21 protein-coding genes, 2 tRNA genes and 1 pseudogene are annotated in these 24,064 nt (G+C 70.5%); 17 read left to right on the forward strand and 7 right to left on the reverse strand.

The features are described 5' to 3' along the window. Positions 1 to 18: 18 nt before the first annotated feature. Positions 19 to 78 (forward strand): annotated as a pseudogene (locus KV100_RS20310) (hypothetical protein); the annotation flags it as partial. Positions 79 to 186: 108 nt separating this feature from the next. Here the strand turns inward: KV100_RS20310 and KV100_RS01305 are convergent. After that, positions 187 to 2,118, reverse strand: coding sequence for an MFS transporter (locus KV100_RS01305; protein WP_220341106.1), 1,932 nt, complete (start codon positions 2,116 to 2,118; stop codon positions 187 to 189). Between the two features lie 92 nt (positions 2,119 to 2,210). On the opposite strand from KV100_RS01305, the gene KV100_RS01310 reads away from it, so the two are divergent. The 4 genes from KV100_RS01310 to KV100_RS01325 all read left to right on the forward strand — a co-directional run bounded on the left by KV100_RS01310 (position 2,211) and on the right by KV100_RS01325 (position 7,313). Further along, positions 2,211 to 3,098 carry a LysR family transcriptional regulator gene (locus tag KV100_RS01310; RefSeq protein WP_220341107.1) on the forward strand — a complete coding sequence of 296 codons (888 nt, stop codon included), beginning with the start codon at positions 2,211 to 2,213 and terminating at the stop codon, positions 3,096 to 3,098. A 9-nt stretch (positions 3,099 to 3,107) separates the two neighbouring features. Further along, a complete protein-coding gene (gene glpK / locus KV100_RS01315; protein WP_220341108.1) occupies positions 3,108 to 4,625 on the forward strand; it encodes a glycerol kinase GlpK in 1,518 nt (505 codons plus the stop codon). Between the two features lies 1 nt (position 4,626). Continuing rightward, on the forward strand, positions 4,627 to 6,369 hold the full coding sequence (locus tag KV100_RS01320) for a glycerol-3-phosphate dehydrogenase/oxidase (protein ID WP_220341109.1): 1,743 nt from the start codon (positions 4,627 to 4,629) through the stop codon (positions 6,367 to 6,369). 119 nt (positions 6,370 to 6,488) lie between these two features. Then, positions 6,489 to 7,313: a pseudouridine synthase gene (locus KV100_RS01325; protein ID WP_220342450.1), complete on the forward strand. Its 825-nt coding sequence runs from the start codon at positions 6,489 to 6,491 to the stop codon at positions 7,311 to 7,313. A gap of 39 nt (positions 7,314 to 7,352) precedes the next feature. Here the strand turns inward: KV100_RS01325 and KV100_RS01330 are convergent, their stop codons facing one another. The 3 genes from KV100_RS01330 to orn form a co-directional block, all read right to left on the reverse strand. Continuing rightward, positions 7,353 to 8,399, reverse strand: coding sequence for a biotin/lipoate A/B protein ligase family protein (locus tag KV100_RS01330; protein WP_220341110.1), 1,047 nt, complete (start codon positions 8,397 to 8,399; stop codon positions 7,353 to 7,355). 113 nt (positions 8,400 to 8,512) lie between these two features. Then, a tRNA-His gene (locus KV100_RS01335) sits at positions 8,513 to 8,585 on the reverse strand. 48 nt (positions 8,586 to 8,633) lie between these two features. Next, positions 8,634 to 9,320 (reverse strand): oligoribonuclease, encoded by a 687-nt coding sequence (gene orn / locus KV100_RS01340; protein WP_220341111.1) that lies wholly within the window; start codon positions 9,318 to 9,320, stop codon positions 8,634 to 8,636. A gap of 119 nt (positions 9,321 to 9,439) precedes the next feature. On the opposite strand from orn, the gene KV100_RS01345 reads away from it, so the two are divergent. From KV100_RS01345 to KV100_RS01355, 3 genes are all read left to right on the forward strand, one after another. Next, the gene (locus KV100_RS01345) at positions 9,440 to 10,234 is read left to right on the forward strand and encodes a thioredoxin domain-containing protein (RefSeq protein WP_220341112.1); all 795 of its coding nucleotides are present in this window, start codon (positions 9,440 to 9,442) and stop codon (positions 10,232 to 10,234) included. A gap of 3 nt (positions 10,235 to 10,237) precedes the next feature. Continuing rightward, positions 10,238 to 11,038 (forward strand): thioredoxin domain-containing protein, encoded by an 801-nt coding sequence (locus KV100_RS01350; protein WP_220341113.1) that lies wholly within the window; start codon positions 10,238 to 10,240, stop codon positions 11,036 to 11,038. 111 nt (positions 11,039 to 11,149) lie between these two features. Further along, positions 11,150 to 11,596 (forward strand): OsmC family peroxiredoxin, encoded by a 447-nt coding sequence (locus KV100_RS01355; protein WP_220341114.1) that lies wholly within the window; start codon positions 11,150 to 11,152, stop codon positions 11,594 to 11,596. Position 11,597: 1 nt separating this feature from the next. Here KV100_RS01355 and KV100_RS01360 read toward each other — a convergent pair. Continuing rightward, a tRNA-Arg gene (locus tag KV100_RS01360) sits at positions 11,598 to 11,671 on the reverse strand. A 60-nt stretch (positions 11,672 to 11,731) separates the two neighbouring features. Here KV100_RS01360 and KV100_RS01365 point away from each other — a divergent pair. The 5 genes from KV100_RS01365 to ettA all read left to right on the forward strand — a co-directional run bounded on the left by KV100_RS01365 (position 11,732) and on the right by ettA (position 18,945). After that, on the forward strand, positions 11,732 to 13,147 hold the full coding sequence (locus KV100_RS01365) for a PrsW family intramembrane metalloprotease (RefSeq protein ID WP_220341115.1): 1,416 nt from the start codon (positions 11,732 to 11,734) through the stop codon (positions 13,145 to 13,147). 105 nt (positions 13,148 to 13,252) lie between these two features. Then, complete coding sequence (locus tag KV100_RS01370; protein ID WP_301022093.1) at positions 13,253 to 14,971, forward strand: dynamin family protein; 1,719 nt, start codon at positions 13,253 to 13,255, stop codon at positions 14,969 to 14,971. Position 14,972: 1 nt separating this feature from the next. After that, entirely contained in the window at positions 14,973 to 16,598 is a 1,626-nt protein-coding gene (locus tag KV100_RS01375) for a GTPase (RefSeq protein ID WP_220341116.1), read from the forward strand. Positions 16,599 to 16,700: 102 nt separating this feature from the next. Next, positions 16,701 to 17,171, forward strand: coding sequence for a single-stranded DNA-binding protein (locus tag KV100_RS01380; protein ID WP_220341117.1), 471 nt, complete (start codon positions 16,701 to 16,703; stop codon positions 17,169 to 17,171). Between the two features lie 91 nt (positions 17,172 to 17,262). Then, positions 17,263 to 18,945, forward strand: coding sequence for an energy-dependent translational throttle protein EttA (ettA, locus tag KV100_RS01385; protein WP_220341118.1), 1,683 nt, complete (start codon positions 17,263 to 17,265; stop codon positions 18,943 to 18,945). Positions 18,946 to 18,960: 15 nt separating this feature from the next. On the opposite strand, the gene KV100_RS01390 is transcribed toward ettA, so the two are convergent. Continuing rightward, entirely contained in the window at positions 18,961 to 19,446 is a 486-nt protein-coding gene (locus KV100_RS01390; protein WP_220341119.1) for a MarR family winged helix-turn-helix transcriptional regulator, read from the reverse strand. Positions 19,447 to 19,589: 143 nt separating this feature from the next. Between KV100_RS01390 and KV100_RS01395 the strand changes: the two genes are divergently transcribed. After that, positions 19,590 to 20,126, forward strand: coding sequence for a YceI family protein (locus tag KV100_RS01395; RefSeq protein ID WP_255559266.1), 537 nt, complete (start codon positions 19,590 to 19,592; stop codon positions 20,124 to 20,126). An 85-nt stretch (positions 20,127 to 20,211) separates the two neighbouring features. On the opposite strand, the gene KV100_RS01400 is transcribed toward KV100_RS01395, so the two are convergent. Continuing rightward, positions 20,212 to 20,793 (reverse strand): TetR/AcrR family transcriptional regulator, encoded by a 582-nt coding sequence (locus tag KV100_RS01400; protein ID WP_220341121.1) that lies wholly within the window; start codon positions 20,791 to 20,793, stop codon positions 20,212 to 20,214. 101 nt (positions 20,794 to 20,894) lie between these two features. Between KV100_RS01400 and KV100_RS01405 the strand changes: the two genes are divergently transcribed. The 3 genes from KV100_RS01405 to KV100_RS01415 are packed head-to-tail and all read left to right on the forward strand — an operon-like array spanning position 20,895 to position 24,064. Beyond that, a complete protein-coding gene (locus KV100_RS01405) occupies positions 20,895 to 22,040 on the forward strand; it encodes an acyl-CoA dehydrogenase family protein (RefSeq protein WP_220341122.1) in 1,146 nt (381 codons plus the stop codon). A 39-nt stretch (positions 22,041 to 22,079) separates the two neighbouring features. Next, entirely contained in the window at positions 22,080 to 23,303 is a 1,224-nt protein-coding gene (locus KV100_RS01410; protein ID WP_220341123.1) for an acetyl-CoA C-acetyltransferase, read from the forward strand. Beyond that, on the forward strand, positions 23,300 to 24,064 hold the full coding sequence (locus KV100_RS01415) for an SDR family oxidoreductase (protein WP_220341124.1): 765 nt from the start codon (positions 23,300 to 23,302) through the stop codon (positions 24,062 to 24,064). Before KV100_RS01410 ends, KV100_RS01415 begins: the two co-directional genes overlap by 4 nt.

The raw sequence follows: 24,064 nt of genomic DNA on the forward strand, positions 1-24,064 counted from the left end.
CGGGCGGACATGGACCCGATGGGCGAGGTCGAATACGCGCCGGGCGAGCCCAAGGGCACGCCGTGGCACCCGCACCGCGGCTTCGAGACCGTGACCTACATGCTCGATGGCGTCTTCGACCACGCCGACTCCCACAGCGGCGGATCGATCACCGACGGCTGCGGCCTTCGCGGCGGACCGGGGCCCCTACACCCGCGACCCGCTCCCGATCCGCTGACCCCGGCCCCTGGCACCCTTACTCGGGTCCGGGGGCTTCGCTTTTGCCCTGAGCAGCGCGCGGCGCCCTGGCGGACTCCCTCCCCGATCGTTCCCTGACGTCCTAAGAGGCCACATGAGATTCAAGAAGTCGCTCACCGCGCTCGCTGGTGTCGCCGCTATCGGCACACTCACGACGTCGTGTTCTTCAACGGGATCACGGACAAGTACCTTCTGACGATCGAGGGCCGGTGCGCGATCGAGGACGATGGCGGGCAACTCGAAGTGACGTGCAAGGTCGGGAAGGGCGCCTACAAGAAGCACTTCCTCGGGCTGTCTGACAACGTCTCGTACTTCGTCGAGCAGATCGAAGGCGCGTACGCGGACCCGAACCACTATCGGGTCACGTTTAAGCCGGAGGCGATCGTCCCATCGATCGACCTGCGCACGTCTGCCGACGACTGACCGTTCCTGAAGGCCCCGGCTCCTCTTCATGAGGGGTCGGGGCCTTTTGTGTGAGCAGCCTCCGGCGTCCTGGCGGACTGCGCGCTCATGTCTCCCTGTTACGTCAGGAGGCATGGAGGCGTACGAGGACTTCCGCAGGGGACGGTTCGGCCAGATCCCGGCGAAGGAGATGCCGCACGGCGACGTCGGCGGAGCCGCGCCCGGCGCGTGAGGCACTGGCCCGCGTTGAGCCCCGTTGGGCGAGTGGGGCGGAGCGCCAGCGGAGCCCGTATCGAGATCCCTCGGCGCCCGCCGTCCCTCGAGCCACACCACGCAGGTCGAGGCCGCGAGCACGGCGCCGAGCGCGCTGACCGCGGCCCACCCGCCGGCCACCCAGGCGGCGGTCGTCGCGGCCGACCCTGCGGCCCCGCCGACGAAGAACGCCGTCATGAACGCCGCGTTGAGCCGGTTGCGCATCGCAGGGTCGAGCGCATAGATCGCGTTCTGGTTCGCGTTGAGCAGCATCTGCTGCGCCACCACGAGCGCCAGCACGCCGAGCAGCAGCCACGTCAACCCCGCCGCGCCGCCTCCTCCGCCGAGCGCGATCAGGCCCCACGCGATCGGCAGGGCGAGCGTCGACGCCCGGGCGACCGCACGGGCACGCCCGGCGTCGACCAGCCGCCCCGCGACCGGCGTCGCCACGACTCCGGCGATCCCCATCAGACCGAAGGCGCCGATCGCTGCCTCCGACCACCCGTACGAGGTGGCGAGCAGGAAGGTCGACGCAGTCCAGAACGTGTTGAAGGACGCCAGCGACAACGCGGCGACGAGCGCACGGCGGCGCAGCACGGGTTGCGTCCCGAAGAGCGCGAGCGTCGAGCCGAGGAGGGCGGGATAGGCGAGGCCGCTCGGTGTCTGGAGCGTCGGGAGCCGCACCCGAAGCGCCACCGCGACCGCCGCCACCAGCACCCCGCACACGACGTAGACCGACCGCCACCCGGCGAGCTGCGCGACCGCCCCCGAGATCGGCCGCGACACGATGCTCCCCAGGAGCAGACCGCTCATCACGACAGCGACCACCCGGCCCCGCTGCTCCGGCTCGGCGAGCGTCACCGCGAACGGGACGACGACCTGCGCCGCGACCGACGTCAGCGCCGTGAGCGCGGTGGTGACGAGGAGGACGCGGCCGCCGGGCGCGAGCGACGACGCGACCAGCAGGACGGCCGTCGCGCCGAGGAGGGAGACCGCCAGCCGACGCCGTTCGAGGAGGTCACCCAGAGGGACGATGGCGAGCAGGCCGACGGCGTACCCGACCTGCGCGGCGGTCACGATCATGCCCGCTGTCGAGTCTCTGATCCCGAGGTCGTCGGCGAGCAGGTCGAGGAGGGGGAGCGCGAGGTAGTTCGCCGAGACCGACAGCCCGGTGGACAGCGCCATGAGCAGGAGCAGGGAGCGGGGCAGGTCGCGCGGGCCGGGCATGACTCCAGCCTGAGCCGTCAGGGTGCATGAGTCCAACGCATGCTTGTCACGCCAGCGATCGCGATTTGAGATCGATCTGCCACCATGGGCGGATGGAGCTCCAGCAACTCCGCTACGTGGTCGCCGTCGCCGAGACGCGCAGCTTCACGCGCGCCGCACAGCGCTGCCACGTCGTCCAGTCGGCGCTCAGCCACCAGGTTGCCAAGCTCGAGCGAGAGGTCGGGGCCCGGCTGTTCGAACGCACGAGTCGCCGGGTCGCGCTGACCGCGGCGGGCGAGGCGTTCCTTCCCGCGGCACGGGAGGCTCTCGACGCGGCCGAGCGTGCGCGGGCGGAGGCGGCCGCCGTCTCCGGCGTGGTGAGCGGACGACTGCGTCTCGGTGCCATCCCGACCGTCACCGCCGTCGACGTCCCCCAGGTCCTGCGCGCCTTCCGTGACGACCACCCGCGCGTCGACGTGAGTCTGCGGACCGACGGGAGCGAGGAGCTGGTGGCACGGATCGCGGGCGCGTCGATCGATGTCGCGTTCCTCGGCCTTCCGCCAGGGCGCGAGCCCGCCGGCGTACGCTCGCGTCTCCTCGGTCGCGGCACGCTCGTGGCCGTCCTCGCACCGGACCATCCACTGGCGGATCGGCGCCGCACGAGCCTCGCCGAGCTGGGAGACGACGACTTCGTCGACTTCACGGCGGGGACGCCGGGACGCGTCCAGTCCGATCTGGCCTTCGCCGCCTCGGGCGTCGAGCGGCACGTCGCCTTCGAGGTCACGACCGGTGACCTCGCCGGACGTCTGGTCGCGGAGGGTCTCGGGGTGGCGCTCTTGCCGGAGGCGTACGCGGCCACGCTCCCCGGCGTCCGTACGGTCCCGATCACCGACGCCCCGGTCCGCGAGGAGCACCTCGCCTGGAGCCGCTTCCGCCCGTCACCGGCGGCAGCGGCCTTCCTCGCGATGCTCGGGGTGCCGGAGGCGGGGGCGAGCGTGTAGAAACGTCGCATGGCCGACTTCGTGGGGTCCGTGGACCAGGGCACGACCAGCACCCGCTTCATGATCTTCGACCACGGCGGCAACGAGGTCGCCCGTCACCAGCTCGAGCACGAGCAGATCATGCCGCGCAGCGGCTGGGTGGAGCACAACCCGCTGGAGATCTGGGAGCGCACGAGCGCCGTCATCCAGACCGCGCTCGCCAAGGCCGGCCTCTCGTCGTCGGACCTGGCGGCCCTCGGGATCACGAACCAACGTGAGACCACCGTCGTCTGGGACCGCCGCACCGGACGGCCGTACGGGCCCGCGATCGTCTGGCAGGACACCCGCACCGACCGGCTCGCCTCCCGCCTGGAGCACGACGGCCGCGGCCAGGTCATCCGCGAGAAGGCGGGCCTGCCGCCGGCCACCTACTTCTCCGGCGGCAAGATCGCCTGGATCCTCGAGAACGTGCCCGGTGTCCGCGAGGCCGCCGAGCGCGGTGACGCGCTGTTCGGGACGACCGACTCGTGGGTGGTCTGGCAGCTCACCGGCGGACGCCGGGGCGGCGTGCACGTCACCGACGTGACCAACGCCAGCCGGACGATGCTGATGAACCTCGAGACTCTCGACTGGGACGACGACCTGCTGGAGATCTTCGACATCCCGCGCGCGATGCTCCCCGACATCCGACCGTCGTCGCTCACCGACGCGTACGGCACCACGCTCGACAACGGTCCTCTCGACGGCGAGGTGCCGATCACCGGCATCCTCGGCGACCAGCAGGCGGCGCTCGTCGGGCAGGTGTGCTTCGCGCCGGGGGAGGCCAAGAACACCTACGGCACCGGCAACTTCCTCCTCCTCAACACCGGCACCGAACTCGTGCGCAGCAAGGCGGGTCTGCTGACGACGGTGGCCTACCAGCTCGGAGACGCCGACCCGGTCTATGCGCTGGAGGGCTCGATCGCCGTCACCGGGTCGGCGGTGCAGTGGTTGCGAGACCAGCTCGGCATCATCTCCGGGGCCGCCCAGTCCGAGGCCCTGGCACGCCAGGTCGAGGACAACGGCGGCGTCTACTTCGTGCCGGCGTTCTCGGGGCTGTTCGCGCCGTACTGGCGCTCGGACGCCCGCGGCGCGATCGTCGGCCTGTCCCGCTACAACACCAACGCGCACCTGGCGCGAGCGACGCTGGAGGCGATCTGCTTCCAGTCGCGCGACGTCGCCGACGCCATGCGCGAGGACTCGGGCGTGGCCGTCGACGTGCTCAAGGTCGACGGCGGCGTCACCGACAACGAGCTCTGCATGCAGATCCAGGCCGACGTGCTCGGGACTCCGGTCAGCCGGCCCGTCGTGTCGGAGACCACGGCGCTGGGAGCGGCGTACGCGGCGGGACTGGCCGTGGGCTTCTGGGACAGCACCGACGAGCTGCGGGAGAACTGGCAGGAGTCGAAGCGCTGGGAGCCGCAGTGGGACGAGGAGCGGCGCGAGTCGGCGTACGCGGGGTGGCAGAAGGCCGTCGAACGCACCCTCGACTGGGTGGAGGTCGACTGACGTGCGGCCCGTCGCGCTGGACCACGCAGCCCGCAGGGGGGCTCTCGAGCGGCTGCGCGCAACGGCCTCGGAGGGCCCGCTCGACGTCCTCGTGATCGGCGGCGGCGTCGTCGGCGGAGGGTGTGCCCTCGACGCCGCGACCCGGGGTCTGACGGTCGGGCTGGTCGAGGCACGCGACCTCGCCTCCGGCACGTCGAGCCGCTCGTCGAAGCTGATCCACGGTGGCCTGCGCTATCTCGAGATGCTCGACTTCTCGCTCGTCGCCGAGGCGCTGGCCGAGCGCAGCCTGCTGGTCGAGCGCCTCGCGCCGCACCTCGTCCGCCCGATCCCCTTCCTGTACCCGCTCACGCACCGCGGGTGGGAGCGGGCGTACGCCGGCACGGGGGTCGCGATGTACGACTCGATGGCGTGGCTGTCGGGGCAGTCACGCGGGATGCCCCGTCACCGTCACCTCTCACGGCGCAAGGCGATGCGGCGGATGCCGGCGCTGCGCAAGGACGCGCTCGTCGGTGCGATCGAGTACTACGACGGCCAGGTCGACGATGCGCGCCACACGATGATGCTCGCGCGGACGGCTGCCTCGTACGGGGCGCACGTCGCCACCCGCACGCGCGTGACGGGCATGCTGCGCGAGGGCGAACGCGTCACCGGTGTGGTCGCGCGCGATCTCGAGAGCGGAGACGAGCTCGAGATCCGTGCGTCGCAGGTGATCAACGCGACGGGCGTCTGGACCGACGAGACGCAGGCGATGGTGGGTGAGCGCAGCCAGTTCCACGTGCGGGCGAGCAAGGGTGTGCACCTCGTCGTGCCGCGCGACCGCATCCAGGGCGACGTCGGGCTCATCCTGCGGACCGAGACGTCCGTGCTGTTCGTGATCCCGTGGAAGCGGCACTGGATCGTCGGCACCACCGACACCGACTGGTCGCTGTCCAGGGACCATCCTGCGGCGAGCCGGACCGACATCGACTATCTGCTCGCGCACCTCAACAGCGTGCTGGCGACGCCGTTGACCCACGACGACGTGGAGGGCGTGTACGCAGGGCTGCGCCCGCTGCTGGAGGGGGAGTCCGACGCGACCTCGACGCTGTCGCGCGAGCACGCGGTCTCGCACGCGGTGCCGGGCCTGGTCGTGGTCGCCGGCGGCAAGTACACGACGTACCGGGTGATGGCGCGCGACGCCGTCGACGCGGCCGCCGACGCGCTCGGTGTCCAGCTGTCGCGAGCGATCCCGGCGTGCGTGACCGAGGACGTGCCGCTGCTCGGCGCCGACGGGTACGCGGCGCTGTGGAACCGTCGTGGCCTGATCGCTGCGCGCAGCGGGCTGCACGAGGTGCGGGTGGAGCACCTGCTCCGGAGGTACGGCGCCCTGGTGCACGAGCTGCTCGAGCTCATGGAGGCCGACCCGACGCTGGCGGAGCCGCTCGCGGGCGCGGACGACTATCTGCGGGCCGAGATCGTCTATGCCGTGACCCACGAGGGCGCGCGCCATCTCGACGACGTCCTCACCCGCCGTACGCGGATCTCGATCGAGACGTTCGACCGCGGTGTCGACTCGGCCGACGAGGTGGCCGCCCTCATGGCGGGCCCGCTCGGATGGGGACCCGAGCAGGTGCGCCGGGAGGTCGAGCACTATCTCGCGCGGGTGGCCGCGGAGCGCGAGAGCCAGACGATGCCGGATGACGAGACAGCAGATGCGGCGAGGATGGGGGCGGGGGACGTCGTGCCGGTGGCGCGCGGCGGGTAGAGCGCCCCACCTACGATCGACGTGTGCCACCTCGCTCCCCGCTCCCACCCCAGAACGGCCTCGGCGCCGTCTGGTTGCGGACGCCGGACCGCGGTCGCGAGGCGGTGACCTGGGCGACGATGGGGGAGTGGCTGCGCTGGCGGCTGCCGGAGCAGGTCGACGTCGCCGGCATGTTCGCGACGCGACGGTTCGTCGACGACGGGGGAAGTCCCGTGGCCGCCGACGACCCGTACCAGCCGCACGCCTTCGTGTGGTTCTACCGCGACCTGCGCGAGGAGGCCCCGGTGCCGGGGGAGCTGCGCATCCTGCATCGCGACGAGCGCCTCGTGGTGGTGGACAAGCCGCCGTTCCTCGCGACGATCCCGCGGGGACGCCACGTGCGCGAGAGCATCGTGGTCCGGCTGCGCGACGAGCTCGGCCTGCCCGAGATCTCGCCCGTGCACCGGTTGGACCGGATCACCTCGGGCGTCCTCGTGCTGACCACCGAGCGGAGATGGCGCGGCGCGTACCAGATGTTGTTCCAGCGGCGGGAGGTGCGCAAGACCTACCGGGCCCTCGCGCCGGTGGACCCCGGGCTGGACCTGCCGGTGACCGTACGCAACCACCTCGTGAAGCGCCGCGGGCTCTTCCAGGTGGCGGTGGTCCCGGACCTGCGGGTGAACGCCGTCACCCGCGTCGTCCTCGAGGGCCGCCTCGGCGAGCACGGCGTCTACCGCCTGGAGCCCGAGACCGGCCGGACCCACCAGCTGCGGGCTCATCTCCACGGCCTCGGCATCCCGATCGTCGGCGACCCGGTCTATCCCGAGGTTCTCGACGTCGACCTGGACGACTTCACGCGACCGCTCCAGCTACTGGCGAGCGAGCTGGCGTTCACCGACCCGATCGACGGTTCCGAGCGCCGCTTCGTCAGCGAGCGCGCGCTGCCGCTCCTCCCCGAGGACTAGCGTCCTCGGCGCCGCTCGGCCGGGACGAGACGAGCCGGCTCACGGTACGCGCGCGGTCCACTCCTCGGTGGCGTACTTCGCCGCGGCCAGCGACTCCATCGCCTCGCGTGTTCCCTCGTCGAGCGCGACCGGCCTCAGCCCATAGCTGGCGTCGAAGTGCTTGACCATCGCACGGACGATCTCGTCGCGGGTCATGCCCGTCTGGCTCCGCAAGGGGTCGACCCGCTTGGCGGCGCTGGCCGTCCCCTTGTCCGACAGCTTCTCGCGCCCGATCCGCAGGATGTCGAGCATCTTCGCGGCGTCCATGTCGTACGACATCGTCACGTGGTGCAGGACCGCGCCGCTGGCCAGCCGCTTCTGCGCGGCGCCGCCGATCTTGCCGTGCGGGGTCGCGATGTCGTTGAGCGGCACGTACGACGCGTCGAGGCCGAGCCCGCGCAACGCACGGATCACCCAGGCGTCGAGGAATGCGTACGACTCGGCGAACGTCATGCCCTCGACGAGGGACGCAGGGACGTACAGCGAGTACGTGATCGTGTTGCCGGGCTCGACGAACATCGCGCCGCCGCCGGACATGCGACGTACGACCGTCGCGTCGTGCCGTGCCGCGGCGTCGAGGTCGACCTCGTTCGACAGCGACTGGAACGAGCCGATGATGACCGCGTTGGACGCCCACTCCCAGACGCGCAGCGCCGGTGCGCGCAGACCCTCACCGACCTGCGTCGCGAGGACCTCGTCGAGCGCCATCTGCTGCGCAGGGTGGAGCGGGCCGGCGTCCACGAGCTCGAAGTCGAGGTCGTGCCACGCGGTCGAGCGTCCGAGCGCGCGTGCCACCGCGAAGCCGACGGAGCGCGGGTCGAAGCCGATCATCGTGGCGTCCTCGAGCGCGTCCTCGACGGCGCTCGCGTACGACCCCACCGAGGCGTCGGCCGGCTGACCCTCGAGCGCGTCGGTGATCCGGTCGAGCCCGTCGTCGGGCTCGAGGAAGAAGTCGCCCGACAGCCGGACGTCCTTGAGCCGGCCGTCGACCACCTCGAGGTCGACGACCACCAGCTTGCCTCCGGGGACCTTGTACTCGCCGTGCACCGCGACCTCCTCCTCGACTGCGCCGACGTCGGGGTCAACGCGCGACGAGGGGCAAGGCTTCCCAGGAACGGGAGAAGCCCGGTCGGGACATCGTCCTGACCGGGCCTCATCGGGGTGGATGACGGGACTTGAACCCGCGACCACCGGCACCACAAGCCGGTGCTCTACCAACTGAGCTACACCCACCGCGCGCGACCCGGCTCGTACCGAGTGCGGCCAGACGAGTGTAGCGGGTCAGCCTTCGTCGTCCGAAATCCGGGTCGGGTCCACCTGCTCCACCGCGGCGTCTGTCTCCGGCGCCGCCGGAACCGTCGCCCGGAGCGATCCGGAGTGCTCTGCGGCGAGCGCCTTGGCGGTCTCGCTGTCCGGCCCGGGCTCGGGGACGAAGACGGCGGCGCGGTAGTAGCGCAGCTCCTCGATGCTCTCGAGGATGTCGGCCAGCGCCCGGTGGTTGCCGGTCTTGGCCGGGCTGTTGAAGTAGGTGCGCGGATACCAGCGGCGCGAGAGCTCCTTGATGGAGGAGACGTCGACGACCCGGTAGTGCAGGTAGCCCTCGAGCTCGGGCATGTCGCGCAGGAGGAACGCGCGGTCGGTGCCGATCGAGTTGCCTGCGAGCGGCGCCTTGCCGGCCTCGGGGACGTGCTGCTTGATGTAGTCGAGGACGACCTGCTCGGCGTCGGCGAGCGGCAGACCGGCATCGAGCTCGGTCAGGAGGCCCGACGCGGTGTGCATCTGCGTGACGACCTCGTTCATCTGGTCGAGGGCTTCACGTGGCGGCTTGATCACCACGTCGATGCCGTCGGCGATCGGGTTGAGCTCGAAGTCGGTGACGATCGCGGCCACCTCGATGAGCGCGTCGCGCTCGAGGTCGAGCCCGGTCATCTCGCAGTCGATCCATACAAGCGTGTCCACGACGATCAACCCTAGCGGGAAGGGCGGACACCGACCGGTAGCCTGGTAGCTGTCCCTGGGAACGTGCGACGCTGTGCCGCGCGTTGGACGGGGGACACGTGTCCGTAGGCGAAGGATGGTTGAGCCAGGTGGCCAGCAGGGATGACAAGCGCGCGCGGCGTGAGCGCGCGGAGCAGATGCGCATGGAGCGAGAGCGGAAGGACAAGCGTCGCCGCACCCTCATCACCGCCGCGATCGTCGCGGTCGTGCTGGTCGTGATCGGTGGAGCAGGCTTCGCCGTGAAGTCGGCGGTCGACAACTCCGCCGACGAGCCCACGCGTGCTCCCGGCGGCCTGACCGACGACGGTGGCGTGGTGCTGACCGCCACCGACCTCGGCGGCTCCGCCGCCTCCGACCCGGTCAAGGTGACGGTGTTCGAGGACTTCGCGTGCCCGCACTGCAAGACCTTCGAGGACGAGACCGGCGACTGGATCGACGAGCAGGTCGCGGCAGGTGCGATCGACGTGGAGTTCCGTCCGGTGGCGTTCCTGTCCGACTTCTCCCACGACACGATGGGCGCCGCGATGTGCGTCTTCGAGGAGGGCGGGTCCAAGGCCTACCGCGACTTCGCGAAGCTCGCCTTCGCCAGCCAGCCCACGGAGGGCTCGGGCCTGGACGAGAAGGACTACGTCGACATGGCCGAGCAGGCCGGAGCGCCCGGAGCAGCGACCTGCATCAAGGGTCGTCCCTTCCGCGATTGGACCGACCCGGCGACCAAGGCGTCGTTCGACCAGCCCGACTCCGAGGGCGAGAAGCTCTCCGGCACGCCGACGGTGTGGGTGGACGGCGCCACGGTCAACGGACCCGAGGGCTCCGACGGCAAGCCGACCGTCCCCGGGCTCGCCGACATCCAGAAGGCCGTCGCGGCCGCGAAGGCGAGGTGACCCATGGCAGCCGAGAGCTCGCGAAGCCGTCGTGAACGCGCTGAGCAGATGCGCAAGGAGAAGGAGCGGCAGGACAAGCGTCGCCGCACCCTCATCACGGCGGCGGTCGTCGCCGCGGTGCTCATCGTCATCGCCGGTGCGGGCTTCGCCGTGAAGTCGGTGATGGACGACTCCGCCGGTGACGAGGTCCGCACTCCCAAGGGGCTCACCAAGGACGGTGGCGTGCTGGTCACCGCCGAGGACCTGGGCGGCACCGCCCAGCCGGACCCGGTCAAGCTGACCATCTTCGAGGACCTCCAGTGCCCGGTCTGCAAGGCCTTCGAGGAGACCTCGGGTGGCTGGATCGACGAGCAGGTCGCCGCCGGGGCGATCGAGGTCGAGTACCGCCCGGTCGCGTTCCTCAACGAGTTCTCCGGCGCCGCGCTGGCGGCGTCGATGTGCGTGTTCGAGGAGGCCGGCGCCAAGGGCTGGGTCGACTACACGCGCACCGTCTATCAGAACCAGCCCGACGAGACCAGCACCGACGTCGACGAGGACCAGCTCGTCGAGTGGGCCGACCAGGTCGGCGCCGGGGCAGCGACCGACTGCATCAAGGGTCGTCCGTTCCGTGAGTGGGCCGGCAACCCGCCGGGCAGCACGAGCGAGGTCACCGACGAGGCGTTCGCCTCCAAGGACTCCGAGGGGCAGCAGGTGTCCGGGACCCCGACGGTGTGGGTCGACGGCACCGCGGTGACCGGCTCCGGCGGCAACATCCCGACGCCCGCAGACCTCGAGGCGGCGGTGACCGCCGCGAAGGCAGGCTGACGCCCGCAGGTCGAGCGATCGTGATCGACGCCCCGTACGCCTTGTGCGTGCGGGGCGTCGCGTCTCTACGGTGGGGCAGGAACACCACCGACGAACGACGGGAGCGACACCATGGCCACACGCACCGCGACGACACAGTGGACCGGCGGGCTGCAGGACGGATCAGGACGGGTCAACCTCGACACCTCCGGAGCCGGATCGTACGAGGTCTCGTTCCCGCGGCGGATCGCCGACGAGGCCGAGGGGGTGACCAGCCCGGAGGAGCTCCTCGCGGCGGCGCACGCGGCCTGCTACGCGATGGCGCTGTCGGGCGGGATCGCGAAGGCCGGAGGCACGCCGCAGTCCTCTACGGTGCGGGCCGACGTCACCGTCCGTCCCGACCGTGAGGGTGGTGGGCTGCTCATCTCCACGATCACGCTGACCGTCCGCGCGAAGGTCGACGGCCTGACGGCCGAGCAGTTCACCGAGGTCGCCGAGCAGACCAAGAAGGACTGCCCGGTGAGCAAGGCGCTCGCCTCCGTCCCGGAGATCGAGCTCGACGCTGCTCTGGAGAGCTGAGCGCGCCCGGCAGGATTCGAACCTGCGACCGGCGGATTAGAAGGCCGCTGCTCTGTCCAGCTGAGCTACGGGCGCTCACGGGAACCAACCCTAGCGGCGACGTCGCTCTCGGCGCTCGCCGCTAGGGTTCTCCCTGTGTCCCCGCCGTTTGCGGCGCGTCTGCCGCAGCCCCCTTCGTCGCCGGTCCCGCCAGGGCCGCTTCCTCGGCTGCGCGACCCCATGTGGCAGCGGGGGCACACGCTGCTGGTCGTGCTCATGCTCATCACCGCGGTGATCGGTGTGGTGGGCGCCGGCTTCTTCGCCGTCGGGAGCGGCGACGCGGCCGGGAGCGGGCTGAGCCTGCTGTACGCGCTTCTCCCTCTGCCCGCTCTGCTCGGCTGCTTCTTCTGGCTCGACCGCTACGAGCCGGAGCCGTGGCACTATAAGCTGGCCGCGGTGGTCTGGGGTGGAGTCGTGGCCGTCGCGATCGCGCTCGCGGCGCAGATCTTCGTCTCCGAGACGTTCGACCTCTCCGACCCGGTGCTCGCGACCTTCATCGCACCGGTGACCGAGGAACCGGCCAAGTGCCTCTTCCTCGTGCTGACCTTCCTGCGGATGCGACGCGTGATCGACGGGGTCATCGACGGGCTGGTCTTCGCCGGGCTCGTCGGGCTGGGCTTCGCCTTCGTCGAGAACATCGGCTACTACGCCGGCGCGTACGTCGGCATCGACGAGACCGGCATCGAGGGGGCCGGCGCCACGACCGTGACCTTCGTCCTCCGCGGCATCATGAGCCCGTTCGCGCACCCGATGTTCACCGCCGCCTTCGGCATCGCGGTCGGTCTCGCCGTGAGTCAGCGTTCCCGCCTCAAGCGCGCACTCCTGTGGTCCGCGGGTCTGCTCGGGAGCGTCCTGCTGCACGGCATCTGGAACGGCGGCGTGAGCTATCTGGGGGGCGGCGGTTTCCTCATCGCGTACGCCTTCACCGGTCTCCTGCTCGCGGCCACCGTGGTCCTCGCCGCCGTCGCGCGACGCAACCAGGGCCGCTACCTGACGCGTGCGCTGACCGACATCGCGCGCCGAGGATGGCTCGTCGCAGACGAGATCCCGTTCATCGCTTCCCTCTCCTACCGGCGCAAGGCGGTCAAGCACGCACGGACGCACGGTGGCCGGATCTCGGCCAAGGCGACGCGGCGCTACCAGCGCGACGCGATCACGATGGCGTTCCTGTACGCGGGAGTGATCGACCGGATGCCCAAGCCGCACGCCGTGGAGCGCGTCGACGCCTTCCTCGCCGAGATGCGGATCCTCCGGCCGTACGTCGTCCTCCCGCCGCCGCTGCGCTTCGCCTCGCCCCCGGTCGGCCCGTACGGGCAGGGCTACGGCCAGACCCACGGTCCCGGCCCGTACGCGGTCCCTCCCTACGGTCGGGCGCCGTCCGTCCCGCCTGGGCCTGCTGCGCCGCACTACGGGATGAACACGCCGTACGCCCCTCGGCCGCAGCCGCGACCGGCCGACGTACCCCCGAACGCGCCGGGGCCTGACAGCCCCGAGCCGCATCGTCGAGAGTGACCGCGACCACCTGACGGGCTCGTCCCCGGTCACCGGTGCGTCAAGCGTGGTGCTCTCCACTACGCTGAGGCCGGGGCAAGCACACCCACTCTCCCGGAGGTCCGAGTGTCGAGGGACGGTTCTACCGCCACCCTGCTCGCTGCGCTGCTCAAGCTGCGCGCCGAGCTGAGCGGTGCTGCTCTCGGGCTGGAGATCGCGGGGGCGTCCGACGGGCGCGAGGCGCAGCGCCGACTGCTGTCACAGCTCGACGACTACGTGCTGCCTCGCCTGGTGCAGCTCGACGCGCCCTTGCTGACGGTGGTCGGCGGGTCGACGGGCGCAGGCAAGTCCACGCTGGTCAACTCGCTCGTCGGCCGCCGGGTCACCGCCTCGGGGGTCCTGCGGCCCACGACGCGGTCAGCGGTGTTGGTGCACAACCCCGCCGACGCCGAGTGGTTCCAGCCCGACCGCATCCTGCCCGACCTGGCGCGTGCGACCACCCAGTCGCACGACACCCGGGCGCTGACGCTGGTGCCCGCGCACACCGTCCCCAAGGGCCTCGCGCTCCTCGACGCCCCTGACGTCGACTCCGTCGAGGCCGAGAACCGTCGGCTCGCGAGCGAGCTGCTCGCCGCGGCAGATCTCTGGCTGTTCGTCACCTCGGCCGCACGGTACGCCGACCAGGTCCCGTGGGACTACCTGCGCGAGGCCGCCGAGCGCAGTGCCGCCGTCGCGATCGTGCTGGACCGTACGCCCGACCAGTCGATGGGCGAGGTCCGCGGCCACCTGGCCCGCATGCTCACCGCACGTGGCCTGAAGGACTCGCCCTTGTTCACGGTCCTGGAGGCCGAGGTCGACGACGACGGACTTCTGCCGCCGAGCGCGGTCGCCCCGATCCTCAACTGGCTCCACGACCTGGCGGGCGACCCCGAGGTGCGTGCGTCGATCGTGACCCAGACCCTCGACGGCGCGGTGCGCAAGATCGTCTTCGGGGCCTTCGACGTCGCCGACGCCGTCGCCGAGCAGGGCACGGTGCTCACCGGGCTCGTCGAGGACGTGGACCGCGCTTACAACGGCGCTGAGGCCGCGTTCGCCAAGAGCCTCTCCGACGGCACGTTGATGCGCGGCGAGCTGGCCGCGCGCTGGCGCGACTTCGCCGGCTCCGGCGACCTGCTGCGCGGCAACGAGGACAAGATCGGGCGACTGCGCGACCGCATCGTGGACAGCGTCCGCGGCCGTCGAGCGCGCGTCAACGAGGTGCAGGAGAGCTTGTCCCACAACGTCGAGCTGCTGCTGCTCGAGCAGGCCGAGGCCGGCGCCCACGCGGCGTACCAGCTGTGGGAGCAGGTGCCTGCCGGCGCCATCCTCCTGCGCAACGCCGGCCGCGACCTGGAGCGTGCCAACCGCATGCTGCGTCCGCGAGCCGAGCGGATCGCCGCCGACTGGATCGAGGCGTGCACCGAGATCGTGCGCGCGGAGGGCTCCGAACGCCGGATGACGTCCCGCTTCCTCGCCCTCGGCACGACCGGCTCCGCGGTCACGCTCGGCGTCTGCGTCATCAACGAGCTCGCACCCCGCGACGAGGAGATCGCCACCGGGGCCTCGACGGCCCGTGAGCTGCTCATCGACGTCTTCGGGGAGACGACGGCGCGACAGCTGCTCGACCTCGCCAAAGAAGACCTTCTCCGGCGAGCCGCGACCGTTCTGCGAGACGAACGCCAGCGTTTTTACGACGTACTCGCACGGGCTGCCGCAGCACCCTCGGCAGCCGATAGCATTCGAGCCGCTGCTCGGGCCGCCGAGGATGCACGCCACACCGACCTGATCCCCGAGGACTGGGACTGACGTGAACGACACCCCACCCGCACCGCTGTTCAGCACGAATGGCGGTGACGTCGCCGCGCGCGTCGACGGCCTCGCCGCCGCCGTGGATGCCGCCTCCGGCCGGCTCGACCCTGGCCTGGTGAACGAGGGCGCCACCGTCGTCCGTCGCGCCGCGGACCGCCTGCGCCTGGCCAGCGACCGTACGGTCGTCGCACTCGCCGGTGCCACCGGCTCCGGCAAGTCGTCGCTGTTCAACGCGGTGGCCGGCATCGAGCTGTCGGCCGTCGGCGTGCGCCGCCCGACCACCTCCTGGGCGATGGCAGTCGCCTGGGGCGAGAGCGGGTCCCGTGACCTGCTCGAGTGGATGGGCATCCCCGAGCGCCAGCAGATGTCGCTGACCAGCCCGCTCGGGACCGTCCCCGACGACACGAACCTCGACGGGCTGGTGCTCCTCGACCTGCCCGACCACGACTCGACCGAGGTGAGCCACCACCTCGAGGTCGATCGGCTCGTGCAGTACGCCGACGTCCTGGTGTGGGTCCTCGATCCCCAGAAGTACGCCGACGCGGCGATCCACGACCGCTACCTCCGCCCGTTGGCCCGCCACGCCGGCGTGACCATGGTCGTGCTCAACCAGATCGACAGGCTGCCACCCGAGAAGTGGGACGGGACGTTGCAGGACGTCCGCCGGCTCCTGGCCGACGACGGGTTGGCGGGGGTCCCGCTCATCGCGGTGTCCGCCCTGCGGGGCGACGGCGTGGACGACTTCAAGCGCGCGCTGGTCCGCAAGATCCGGGACAAGCAGGCCGCCGGGATGCGGACCGGTGCCGACGTCGAGCACATCGCCAAGGCGTTCGAGCAGATGAGCGGAGACGTGCCGGCGATCGGGTTGACCGACTCCGACCGCGACCAGCTGGTGGCGACCCTCGCCGAGGCGGCGGGCGTGTCGGCGGTCGCGGACTCGGCCGAGAAGGCACTCGTCTCGCGTGCGGTCACGGCGACGACGTGGCCGCCGCTGCGGTTCGTCGGCCGCTCGAAGCGGCCCTCGGCCACCGAGGGCGGGGCCCTGCGGTCGCTCGAGTTCGATGACGTGAGCGCGAGGGTGCAGCGGCCGGCGGTCGACGTGGCTGTCCGCGACGTCGCCGAGAAGGCCACGATCGGCCTGACCCCGCCGTGGGTGCAGTCCGTACGCCGCGCCGTCGTCGTCCCGAACCGCGACCTGGCCGACGTGCTGGACCACGCGATGTCCCGCACCGGGCTGGGTCTCGACCGCGCGCCGACCTGGTGGTCGGTCGTCAAGACGGTCCAGTGGACGGCGCTCGCGGTGACGGTGGCGGGTCTGCTCTGGTTGCTCGCGCTGGTCGGCGCGGAGGTGACCGGCGACGCAGCGGCGCCGATGATCGGCGGAGTCTGGCTGCCCGTCTACCTCTCGGTCGGAGGGCTGGTGATCGGTCTGGTGCTCGCGATGGTCGCGACGGTGGCAGCGAAGTCCTCAGCGAGTCGCCGGGCGCAGGAGATCGACGAGGCGCTCCGAGCGACGATCGTCGACGTCGCGAGCGAGCGGGTCCTCGCGCCCGTCGACAACGAGCTCGCCGCGTACGACCAGGTTCGCCGCGGCATCGCGACGGCCCTGGGCCGCCGCATCTGACGTCGCGCACAGCGCGCCGCCGTCCACAGCCGGCAGCGGCGTGCTGCCGCCGCGCTCTGGCAGGCCCCACCATCGGGATGTCCCCGATGATTGGAGCAGCACATGAGCGACAACCAGATGACCGTCTACGGCAACCTCGGCACGCCGGTGGATCTCAGGGAGAGCAACGGCTTCGCCTGGGCGATGTTCCGGGTCGGATCCACGCCTCGCTACTACGACCGCCAGCAGGGCGGGTGGCGCGACCTCGAGACCGTGTGGATCACGGTCAAGGCCACCCGCGCTCTCGCCCAGAACGCCGCTGCCTCCCTCGCCCTCGGTGACCCGATCGTCGTGATCGGCAGGCTCCGGACCCACTCCTGGCAAGACCGGGAGACCGGAGAGCAGCACTGCCGCGACGTCCTCGAGGCGACGGCGGTCTGCCACGACCTCAACCGTGGGACGACCGAGTTCCACCGCAACGAGCCCGCGGCGACACCCGAGCCCGCAGGCGGCGAGGGTCAGGCGGTCGCGGCGTTCGAGAGCACGCACGTCGTCGACGGGGGCGCTCCGCGGGGCGAGCCGGTGGCTGTCTGACGCCCCGCTTCCGTCCCGGCCGTCGCGGCCGCAGGCCGCTCGACGGTCCGATTCACGCGGCGGCCGGGGGAGCGCCTACCCTTGACCCATCATGTCTGACTACGTCTTCACCCTGCGCAACGTCCGCAAGTCGCTCGGCGACAAGGTCGTCCTCGACGACGTGACGCTCTCCTTCCTCCACGGGGCCAAGATCGGTGTCGTCGGGCCTAACGGCACCGGCAAGTCGACCCTGCTCAAGCTGATGGCCGGCATGGAGCAGCCGAGCAACGGCGACGCCCACCTCGATCCCGGGGCCAACGTCGGCATCCTCCTCCAGGAGCCGCCTCTCACCGACGGCGCGACCGTCCTCCAGAACGTCGAGGAGGCCGTCGCCGACATCAAGGGCAAGCTCGACCGCTTCAACGCGATCAGCGAGGAGCTCGCGAGCCCCGACGCCGACTTCGACTCCCTTCTCGCGGAGATGGGCGACCTCCAGACCGCCCTCGACCACGCCAACGCGTGGGACCTGGACTCGCGTCTCGAGCAGGCCATGGACGCGCTGCGGTGCCCGCCGCCGGACGCCCTCGTCGACAAGCTGTCGGGTGGAGAGCGGCGGCGTGTCGCGCTGTGCAAGCTCCTGCTCCAGCAGCCTGACCTGCTCCTCCTCGACGAGCCCACCAACCACCTGGACGCCGAGAGCGTGCTCTGGCTCGAGCAGCACCTCGCCAAGTACCCAGGCGCCGTCCTGGCCGTGACCCACGACCGCTACTTCCTCGACAACGTGGCGCAGTGGATCCTGGAGCTCGACCGCGGCAAGACCCACCCGTACGAGGGCAACTACTCGACCTACCTCGACACGAAGCAGCAGCGGCTGGTCGTCGAGGGCAAGAAGGACGCCAAGCGGCAGAAGATCCTCGAGCGTGAGCTCGAGTGGGTCCGCTCGAACCCGAAGGCCCGCCAGGCCAAGAGCAAGTCGCGTCTGGCCCGGTACGAGGAGCTCGCCGCCGAGGCCGAGCGCAGCCGGGCGGTGGACCTCTCCGAGATCAACATCCCGCCGGGCCCCCGCCTGGGCGACGTGGTCCTCGACGTCCGCGACCTCAAGAAGTCGTTCGGCGAGCGGACGCTGATCGACAACCTCAACTTCTCGCTCCCGCGTGCCGGCATCGTCGGCGTGGTCGGTCCCAACGGCGTCGGCAAGACGACGCTGTTCAAGATGATCACCGGTGAGCAGCAGCCTGACTCCGGCGACCTCACTGTGGGCACCACGGTCAAGATCTCCTACGTCGACCAGTCCCGGTCGGGCATCGACCCCTCCAAGAACGTGTGGGAGGTCGTGTCGGACGGCCTCGACCACATCAAGGTGGCCAACTTCGAGATGCCGAGCCGCGCCTACGTCGCGTCGTTCGGATTCAAGGGGCCCGATCAGCAGAAGCGTGCCGGCATCCTCTCCGGCGGTGAGCGCAACCGCCTCAACCTGGCGCTGACGCTCAAGATGGGCGGCAACCTGCTGTTGCTCGACGAGCCGACCAACGACCTGGACGTCGAGACGCTTCAGTCGCTCGAGGACGCGCTGCTCGACTTCCCCGGCTGTGCCGTGGTCGTCTCCCACGACCGGTGGTTCCTCGACCGGGTCGCCACCCACACGCTGGCCTGGGAGGGCGACGCCGAGAACCCAGCCCGCTGGTACTGGTACGAGGGCAACTTCGCCGACTACGAGGCCAACAAGGTCGAGCGACTCGGCCCCGAGGCTGCACGGCCGCACGCGCTGACCTATCGGCGCCTCACCCGCGACTGATCCACCGAGGGTCGGTCAGAAGCGCGCGCCGCCGAGGTCGTTGCGGATGCGCTCGAACACCCGACCGATCACCTCGAACTCCTCGTCGGTGGCGTTGTCCAACAGATATCGGCGTACGCCGCCGACGTGGGTGTGGGCAGCCTCGCGCAGCCGCTCCATGCCGGCCTCGGTGAGCTGCGCGTTGACCCCGCGGCCGTCCGAGACGCACGAGCGGCGCACGACCAGCCCTGCGCGCTCGAGGCGCGCGACGGTGTGGGTGACCCGGCTGCGAGAGTGGGAGACCTGGTCGGCGAGCTGGGCCATCCGCAGCGTCCAGTCGTCGGCCTCGGACAGGCGGACGAGGATCTCGTACTCGGGCATCGAGAGGTCGTGCTCGCGCCTCAGGTCGCGGTCGAGCTGGTCGAAGAAGACCGTCGAGCCGCCCAGGAACGACCGCCAGATCGCCTGCTGGCCGTCGTCGAGCCAGCGTGTCTCGGGGGAAGCCTGCGTGGTCGAGGTCATGCGAGAAGTGTAGCGCGGGAATAGTTGGATCTTAAATCAGTTGTGCTATCGTGACGGCAGTTGGTTGAAACCGCAGGAACCTAGCGGATCGCCAGCGCCAGACCAGACCGACGAGCACAACCCGCCCGAAGAGGATGCAACCCATGGCACAGATCACCACAGGCACCTGGACGTTCGACCCGACCCACACGGAGATCGGCTTCACCGTCCGCCACCTCATGAGCAAGGTTCGCGGCAAGTTCGAGCGGTTCGAGGGCAGCATCACCACCGCGCCCGTGATCACCGACTCGACCGCCACCGCCACGATCGACCTCGTCTCGATCAACACCGGCACGCCTGATCGTGACGCCCACCTGCGCTCGTCCGACTTCTTCTCGGTGGAGACCCACCCGACGATGACCTTCACGTCGACCGGCGTCGTCGAGAAGTCCGACACCGAATTCGTTCTGCGTGGCGACCTCACGATCAAGGACGTCACTCGCCCGGTCGAGCTGGCCGTCGACTTCCTCGGCGAGGGTCAGGACCCGTGGGGCGGGACGCGCGTGGGCATCGAGGCCACCACGACGATCAGCCGCAAGGACTTCGGCATCGACTTCAACATCCCGCTCGAGGGTGACAAGGTCATGATCGGCGACAAGATCAGCATCATCATCACCGGCGAGGCCGTCCTCGCCCAGTAGCACGCGACATCGACGTCCCGAGGACGTCGATGACGACGACGGCCGTCCTGGAGCCCACGGCTCCGGGGCGGCCGTCTTGCTGTGCTCAGCGGTGCACGGCCCCCACGGCTCGGAGCGCCAGGTCGGCATACAGGTTGCCGACAGCCTCGGGCGTACGAGGCCCACCCGGCTGATACCAGCGGACGAGGTCGATCGCCATGGAGATGAGGGCGAGCGCGGTGCCAGGGACATCGCTGACCTCGAAGACGCCCTTGTCGACGCCCTCGCCGATCGCGTCGCGGTAGACGCGCTCGATGTCGCGCCGGTAGCCCGCGACCTCCTTGCGGTGCTCAGGCGTGAGCGCAGAGATCTCGTACTGGACCACCCGGGCGCGCTTGCTGTGGACCGCGTGCCACCGCGTGAACTCGAACTGGATGGTGGCGAGCCGCTCGACGGGGTCGGCGGTGGAGGCGTACGCGGCGGCGATCATGTTGCGGGTATTGAGGTGGCCGGCCGAGCTGATCTCGTAGAGGAGCTGCTCCTTGGACGCGTGGTGCACGTAGAGCGCTGCCGGGCTCATGCCCGCCCGCGTCGAGATGTCGCGAGTCGTCGTGGCGTGGAACCCACGCTCGGCGAACGCCTCGACTGCGGCGTCCATCAGCCGCTCGCGTGCGGGAACCTCGGTCATGGGCGCTCCTGGTCTTCGACGGCGGGGTGGGGGACCCCTGGCGCTAAGCGATCGCTTAGTACACTCTAGGTGATCGTGACCCCATGACCCGGAGGCACTCCGTGAAACGAGCCATCTTCGACGACGACCACGAGGCATTCCGCGCATCGGTCGCGGCGTTCGTCGAGCGTAGCGTCCTGCCCCACGCCGATGCGTACGCCGAGGACAAGGGCCTGCCGCGTGACTACTGGCTCGAGGCCGGCAAGCAGGGCTTGCTCGGCCTCGAGGTCCCCGAGGCGTTCGGCGGCGCCGAGGCACGCGACTTCCGCTTCAACGCCGTGCTCGCCGAGGAGCTGTCCAAGGTCAACGCCGCCCTCCCGTCGTGCACCGGCATCCACTCCGACATCGTCGCGCCGTACCTCGTCGAGCTCACCACCGACGAGCAGAAGGCGCGGTGGCTCCCGCGCTTCGTGACCGGCGAGCTGCTCACCGCGATCGCGATGACCGAGCCGTCGGGCGGCTCCGACCTGGCCGCGCTCAAGACCACCGCCGTGCGCGATGGTGACGGGTGGGTCATCAACGGCTCCAAGACCTTCATCACCAACGGCTGGTCCGCCGACCTCGTGGTGGTCGCGGCCCGCACCAGCCCGGAGAAGGGCGCCAAGGGCATCACGCTGTTCGCCGTCGAGACCGGCATGGACGGCTTCACCCGTGGCCGCAAGCTCGACAAGGTCGGCCAGAGCGAGTCCGACACAGCCGAGCTGTTCTTCTCCGACGTGCGGGTGAGCGACAACCAGGTGATCGGCGAGGTCGACCGCGGGTTCATCGCGATGATGGAGCGTCTCCCGCAGGAGCGGCTGTCGTGCGCCGTCTCCAACGTCGCGCACGCCAAGCAGATCCTGCTCGAGACGATCGCCTACGCCAAGGAGCGGCACGCGTTCAAGCAGCCGATCGGGTCGTTCCAGCACAACAAGTTCCTCCTCGCCGAGCTCGTGACGCGGATCGAGTCGGTCGAGGCGTACGTCGACGCCGCCGTGCTCGCGCACACCTCGCGCGAGCTGACCGCGATCGACGCGGCCAAGGTCAAGTGGCTGTCGTCGCAGGTCCAGAACGAGGTGCTCGACCACTGCGTCCAGATCCACGGCGGGTACGGCTACATGAACGAGTACCGAGTCGCCCGTGCCTGGCGTGACGCCCGTGTCACCAAGATCTGGGCGGGTTCCAACGAGATCATGAAAGAGCTCATCGGTCGCGACCTCGGGCTCTGACCACACGACAAGATCCGGCCCCTCAGACAAGGAATCCTCATGACCGAAGCCGTCATCGTCTCCACCACGCGCTCGCCGATCGGCCGTGCCTTCAAGGGCTCGCTCAAGGACATGCGTCCTGACGACCTCACCGCGCAGATGGTGCGTGCCGCGCTCGACAAGGTGCCCGAGCTCGACCCGCGCGAGATCAACGACCTCATCCTCGGGTGCGGTCTGCCGGGTGGCGAGCAGGGGATGAACATGGGGCGCGTCGTCTCTGTGCTCCTCGGCTACGACTTCCTGCCCGGCACCACCGTGACCCGCTACTGCTCCTCGAGCCTCCAGTCCACCCGGATGGCGTTCCACGCGATCAAGGCGGGCGAGGGCGACGCCTACATCTCGGCCGGTGTCGAGACGGTCAGCCGCTTCGTCAAGGGCAACAGCGACGCGATCCCGGGTCAGGAGATCACCAACCCGGTCTTCGCCGATGCCGCGCAGCACACCGAGGAGCTCTCGAAGGGTGGTCAGACCTGGACCGACCCGCGCGAGGACGACCGGCTCCCTGACGTCTACATCGCGATGGGCCAGACCGCCGAGAACGTCGCCCAGATCCTCGGCATGAGCCGCGAGGAGCAGGACCGCTTCGCGGTGCGCAGCCAGAACCTCGCCGAGGAGCGCATCAAGGACGGCTTCTGGGAGCGGGAGATCACCCCGGTCACGCTGCCCGACGGCACCCAGGTCACCGTCGACGACGGCCCCCGCCCCGGCACGACGTACGAGGCGGTGTCGCAGCTGAAGCCGGTCTTCCGACCCGACGGCACCGTGACCGCCGGCAACGCCTGCCCGCTCAACGACGGCGCCGCGGCCCTGGTGATCATGAGCGACACCCGCGCCAAGGAGCTCGGCCTCACCCCGCTGGCGCGCATCGTGTCCACCGGCGTGACCGGTCTCTCCCCGGAGATCATGGGGCTCGGCCCGGTGGAGGCGATCCCGCAGGCGCTCAAGAACGCCGGGATGGCTCTCGGCGACATCGACCTGTTCGAGATCAACGAGGCGTTCGCGGTCCAGTCGCTCGGCTCGGCCCAGCAGCTCGGCATCGACATCGACACGCTCAACGTCAACGGCGGTGCGATCGCGGTCGGTCACCCGTTCGGCATGACCGGTGCTCGGATCACGGCGACGCTGATCAACTCGCTCCAGACCCACGACAAGCAGTTCGGCGTCGAGTCGATGTGCGTCGGCGGCGGCATGGGCATGGCGATGGTGCTCGAGAGGCTGTCGTGACCGGCGGCGCGAAGCGCTTCGAGGGCCGCACCGCGATCATCACCGGGGCGAGCCGTGGCATCGGGCTCGGCATCGCGCAGCGCATCGTCGACGAGGGTGGGCGGGTGTGCCTGACTGCCCGCAACGACGAGGCGCTGCAGGAGGCCGTGGTCCACCTCGGTGGCCCCGAGGTGGCGATCGGCGTCCCGGGCAAGGCTGACGACCCTGCCCACCAGGAGGAGGCGGTCGCGCGCACGCTGGAGGTGTTCGGGTCCCTCGACCACCTGGTCAACAACACCGGCATCAACCCCGTCTACGGGCGCATGATCGATCTCGACCTGGCGGCGGCGCAGAAGATGTTCGCGGTCAACGTGCTGAGTGCCCTGTCCTGGACGCAGCGGGCCTACGCTGCCTGGATGGAGACCCACGGCGGCACGGTCGTCAACGTCGCCTCGGTCGCGGGCACGAAGCCGGCGCCCGGGATCGGCTTCTACGGAGCCACCAAGGCGATGCTCATCCACATCACCCAGGAGCTCGCGGTCGAGCTCGGCCCGCAGCTGCGCGTCAACGCGGTCGCGCCGGCGGTCGTGAAGACGCGGTTCGCGTCGGCGCTCTACGAGGGTCGAGAGGACGAGGTGGCCTCGGCGTACCCGATGAAGCGCCTCGGTGTCCCGGCCGACATCGCCTCCGTGGTCGCGTTCCTGCTGTCGGACGACTCCGGGTGGTTGACCGGGCAGAACATCGTCGTCGACGGCGGGCTCACCCTCACCGGCGGGGTCTGA

Origin of the sequence: Mumia sp. zg.B21, assembly GCF_019550855.1 — a bacterium.
In the GTDB taxonomy this organism is placed as follows: Bacteria; Actinomycetota; Actinomycetes; order Propionibacteriales; family Nocardioidaceae; genus Mumia.

Excerpts from the sequence above, each read along its gene's own strand:
- KV100_RS01305 (WP_220341106.1), bottom strand. The coding sequence starts at position 2,118 with ATGCCCGGCCCGCGCGACCTGCCCCGCTCCCTGCTCCTGCTCATGGCG.
- ettA (WP_220341118.1), top strand. The coding sequence starts at position 17,263 with ATGTCTGACTACGTCTTCACCCTGCGCAACGTCCGCAAGTCGCTCGGC.
- KV100_RS01380 (WP_220341117.1), top strand. The coding sequence starts at position 16,701 with ATGAGCGACAACCAGATGACCGTCTACGGCAACCTCGGCACGCCGGTG.
- KV100_RS01390 (WP_220341119.1), bottom strand. The coding sequence starts at position 19,446 with ATGACCTCGACCACGCAGGCTTCCCCCGAGACACGCTGGCTCGACGAC.
- KV100_RS01355 (WP_220341114.1), top strand. The coding sequence starts at position 11,150 with ATGGCCACACGCACCGCGACGACACAGTGGACCGGCGGGCTGCAGGAC.
- KV100_RS01310 (WP_220341107.1), top strand. The coding sequence starts at position 2,211 with ATGGAGCTCCAGCAACTCCGCTACGTGGTCGCCGTCGCCGAGACGCGC.
- KV100_RS01350 (WP_220341113.1), top strand. The coding sequence starts at position 10,238 with ATGGCAGCCGAGAGCTCGCGAAGCCGTCGTGAACGCGCTGAGCAGATG.
- KV100_RS01400 (WP_220341121.1), bottom strand. The coding sequence starts at position 20,793 with ATGACCGAGGTTCCCGCACGCGAGCGGCTGATGGACGCCGCAGTCGAG.
- glpK (WP_220341108.1), top strand. The coding sequence starts at position 3,108 with ATGGCCGACTTCGTGGGGTCCGTGGACCAGGGCACGACCAGCACCCGC.
- KV100_RS01395 (WP_255559266.1), top strand. The coding sequence starts at position 19,590 with ATGGCACAGATCACCACAGGCACCTGGACGTTCGACCCGACCCACACG.
- KV100_RS01410 (WP_220341123.1), top strand. The coding sequence starts at position 22,080 with ATGACCGAAGCCGTCATCGTCTCCACCACGCGCTCGCCGATCGGCCGT.
- KV100_RS01325 (WP_220342450.1), top strand. The coding sequence starts at position 6,489 with ATGGGGGAGTGGCTGCGCTGGCGGCTGCCGGAGCAGGTCGACGTCGCC.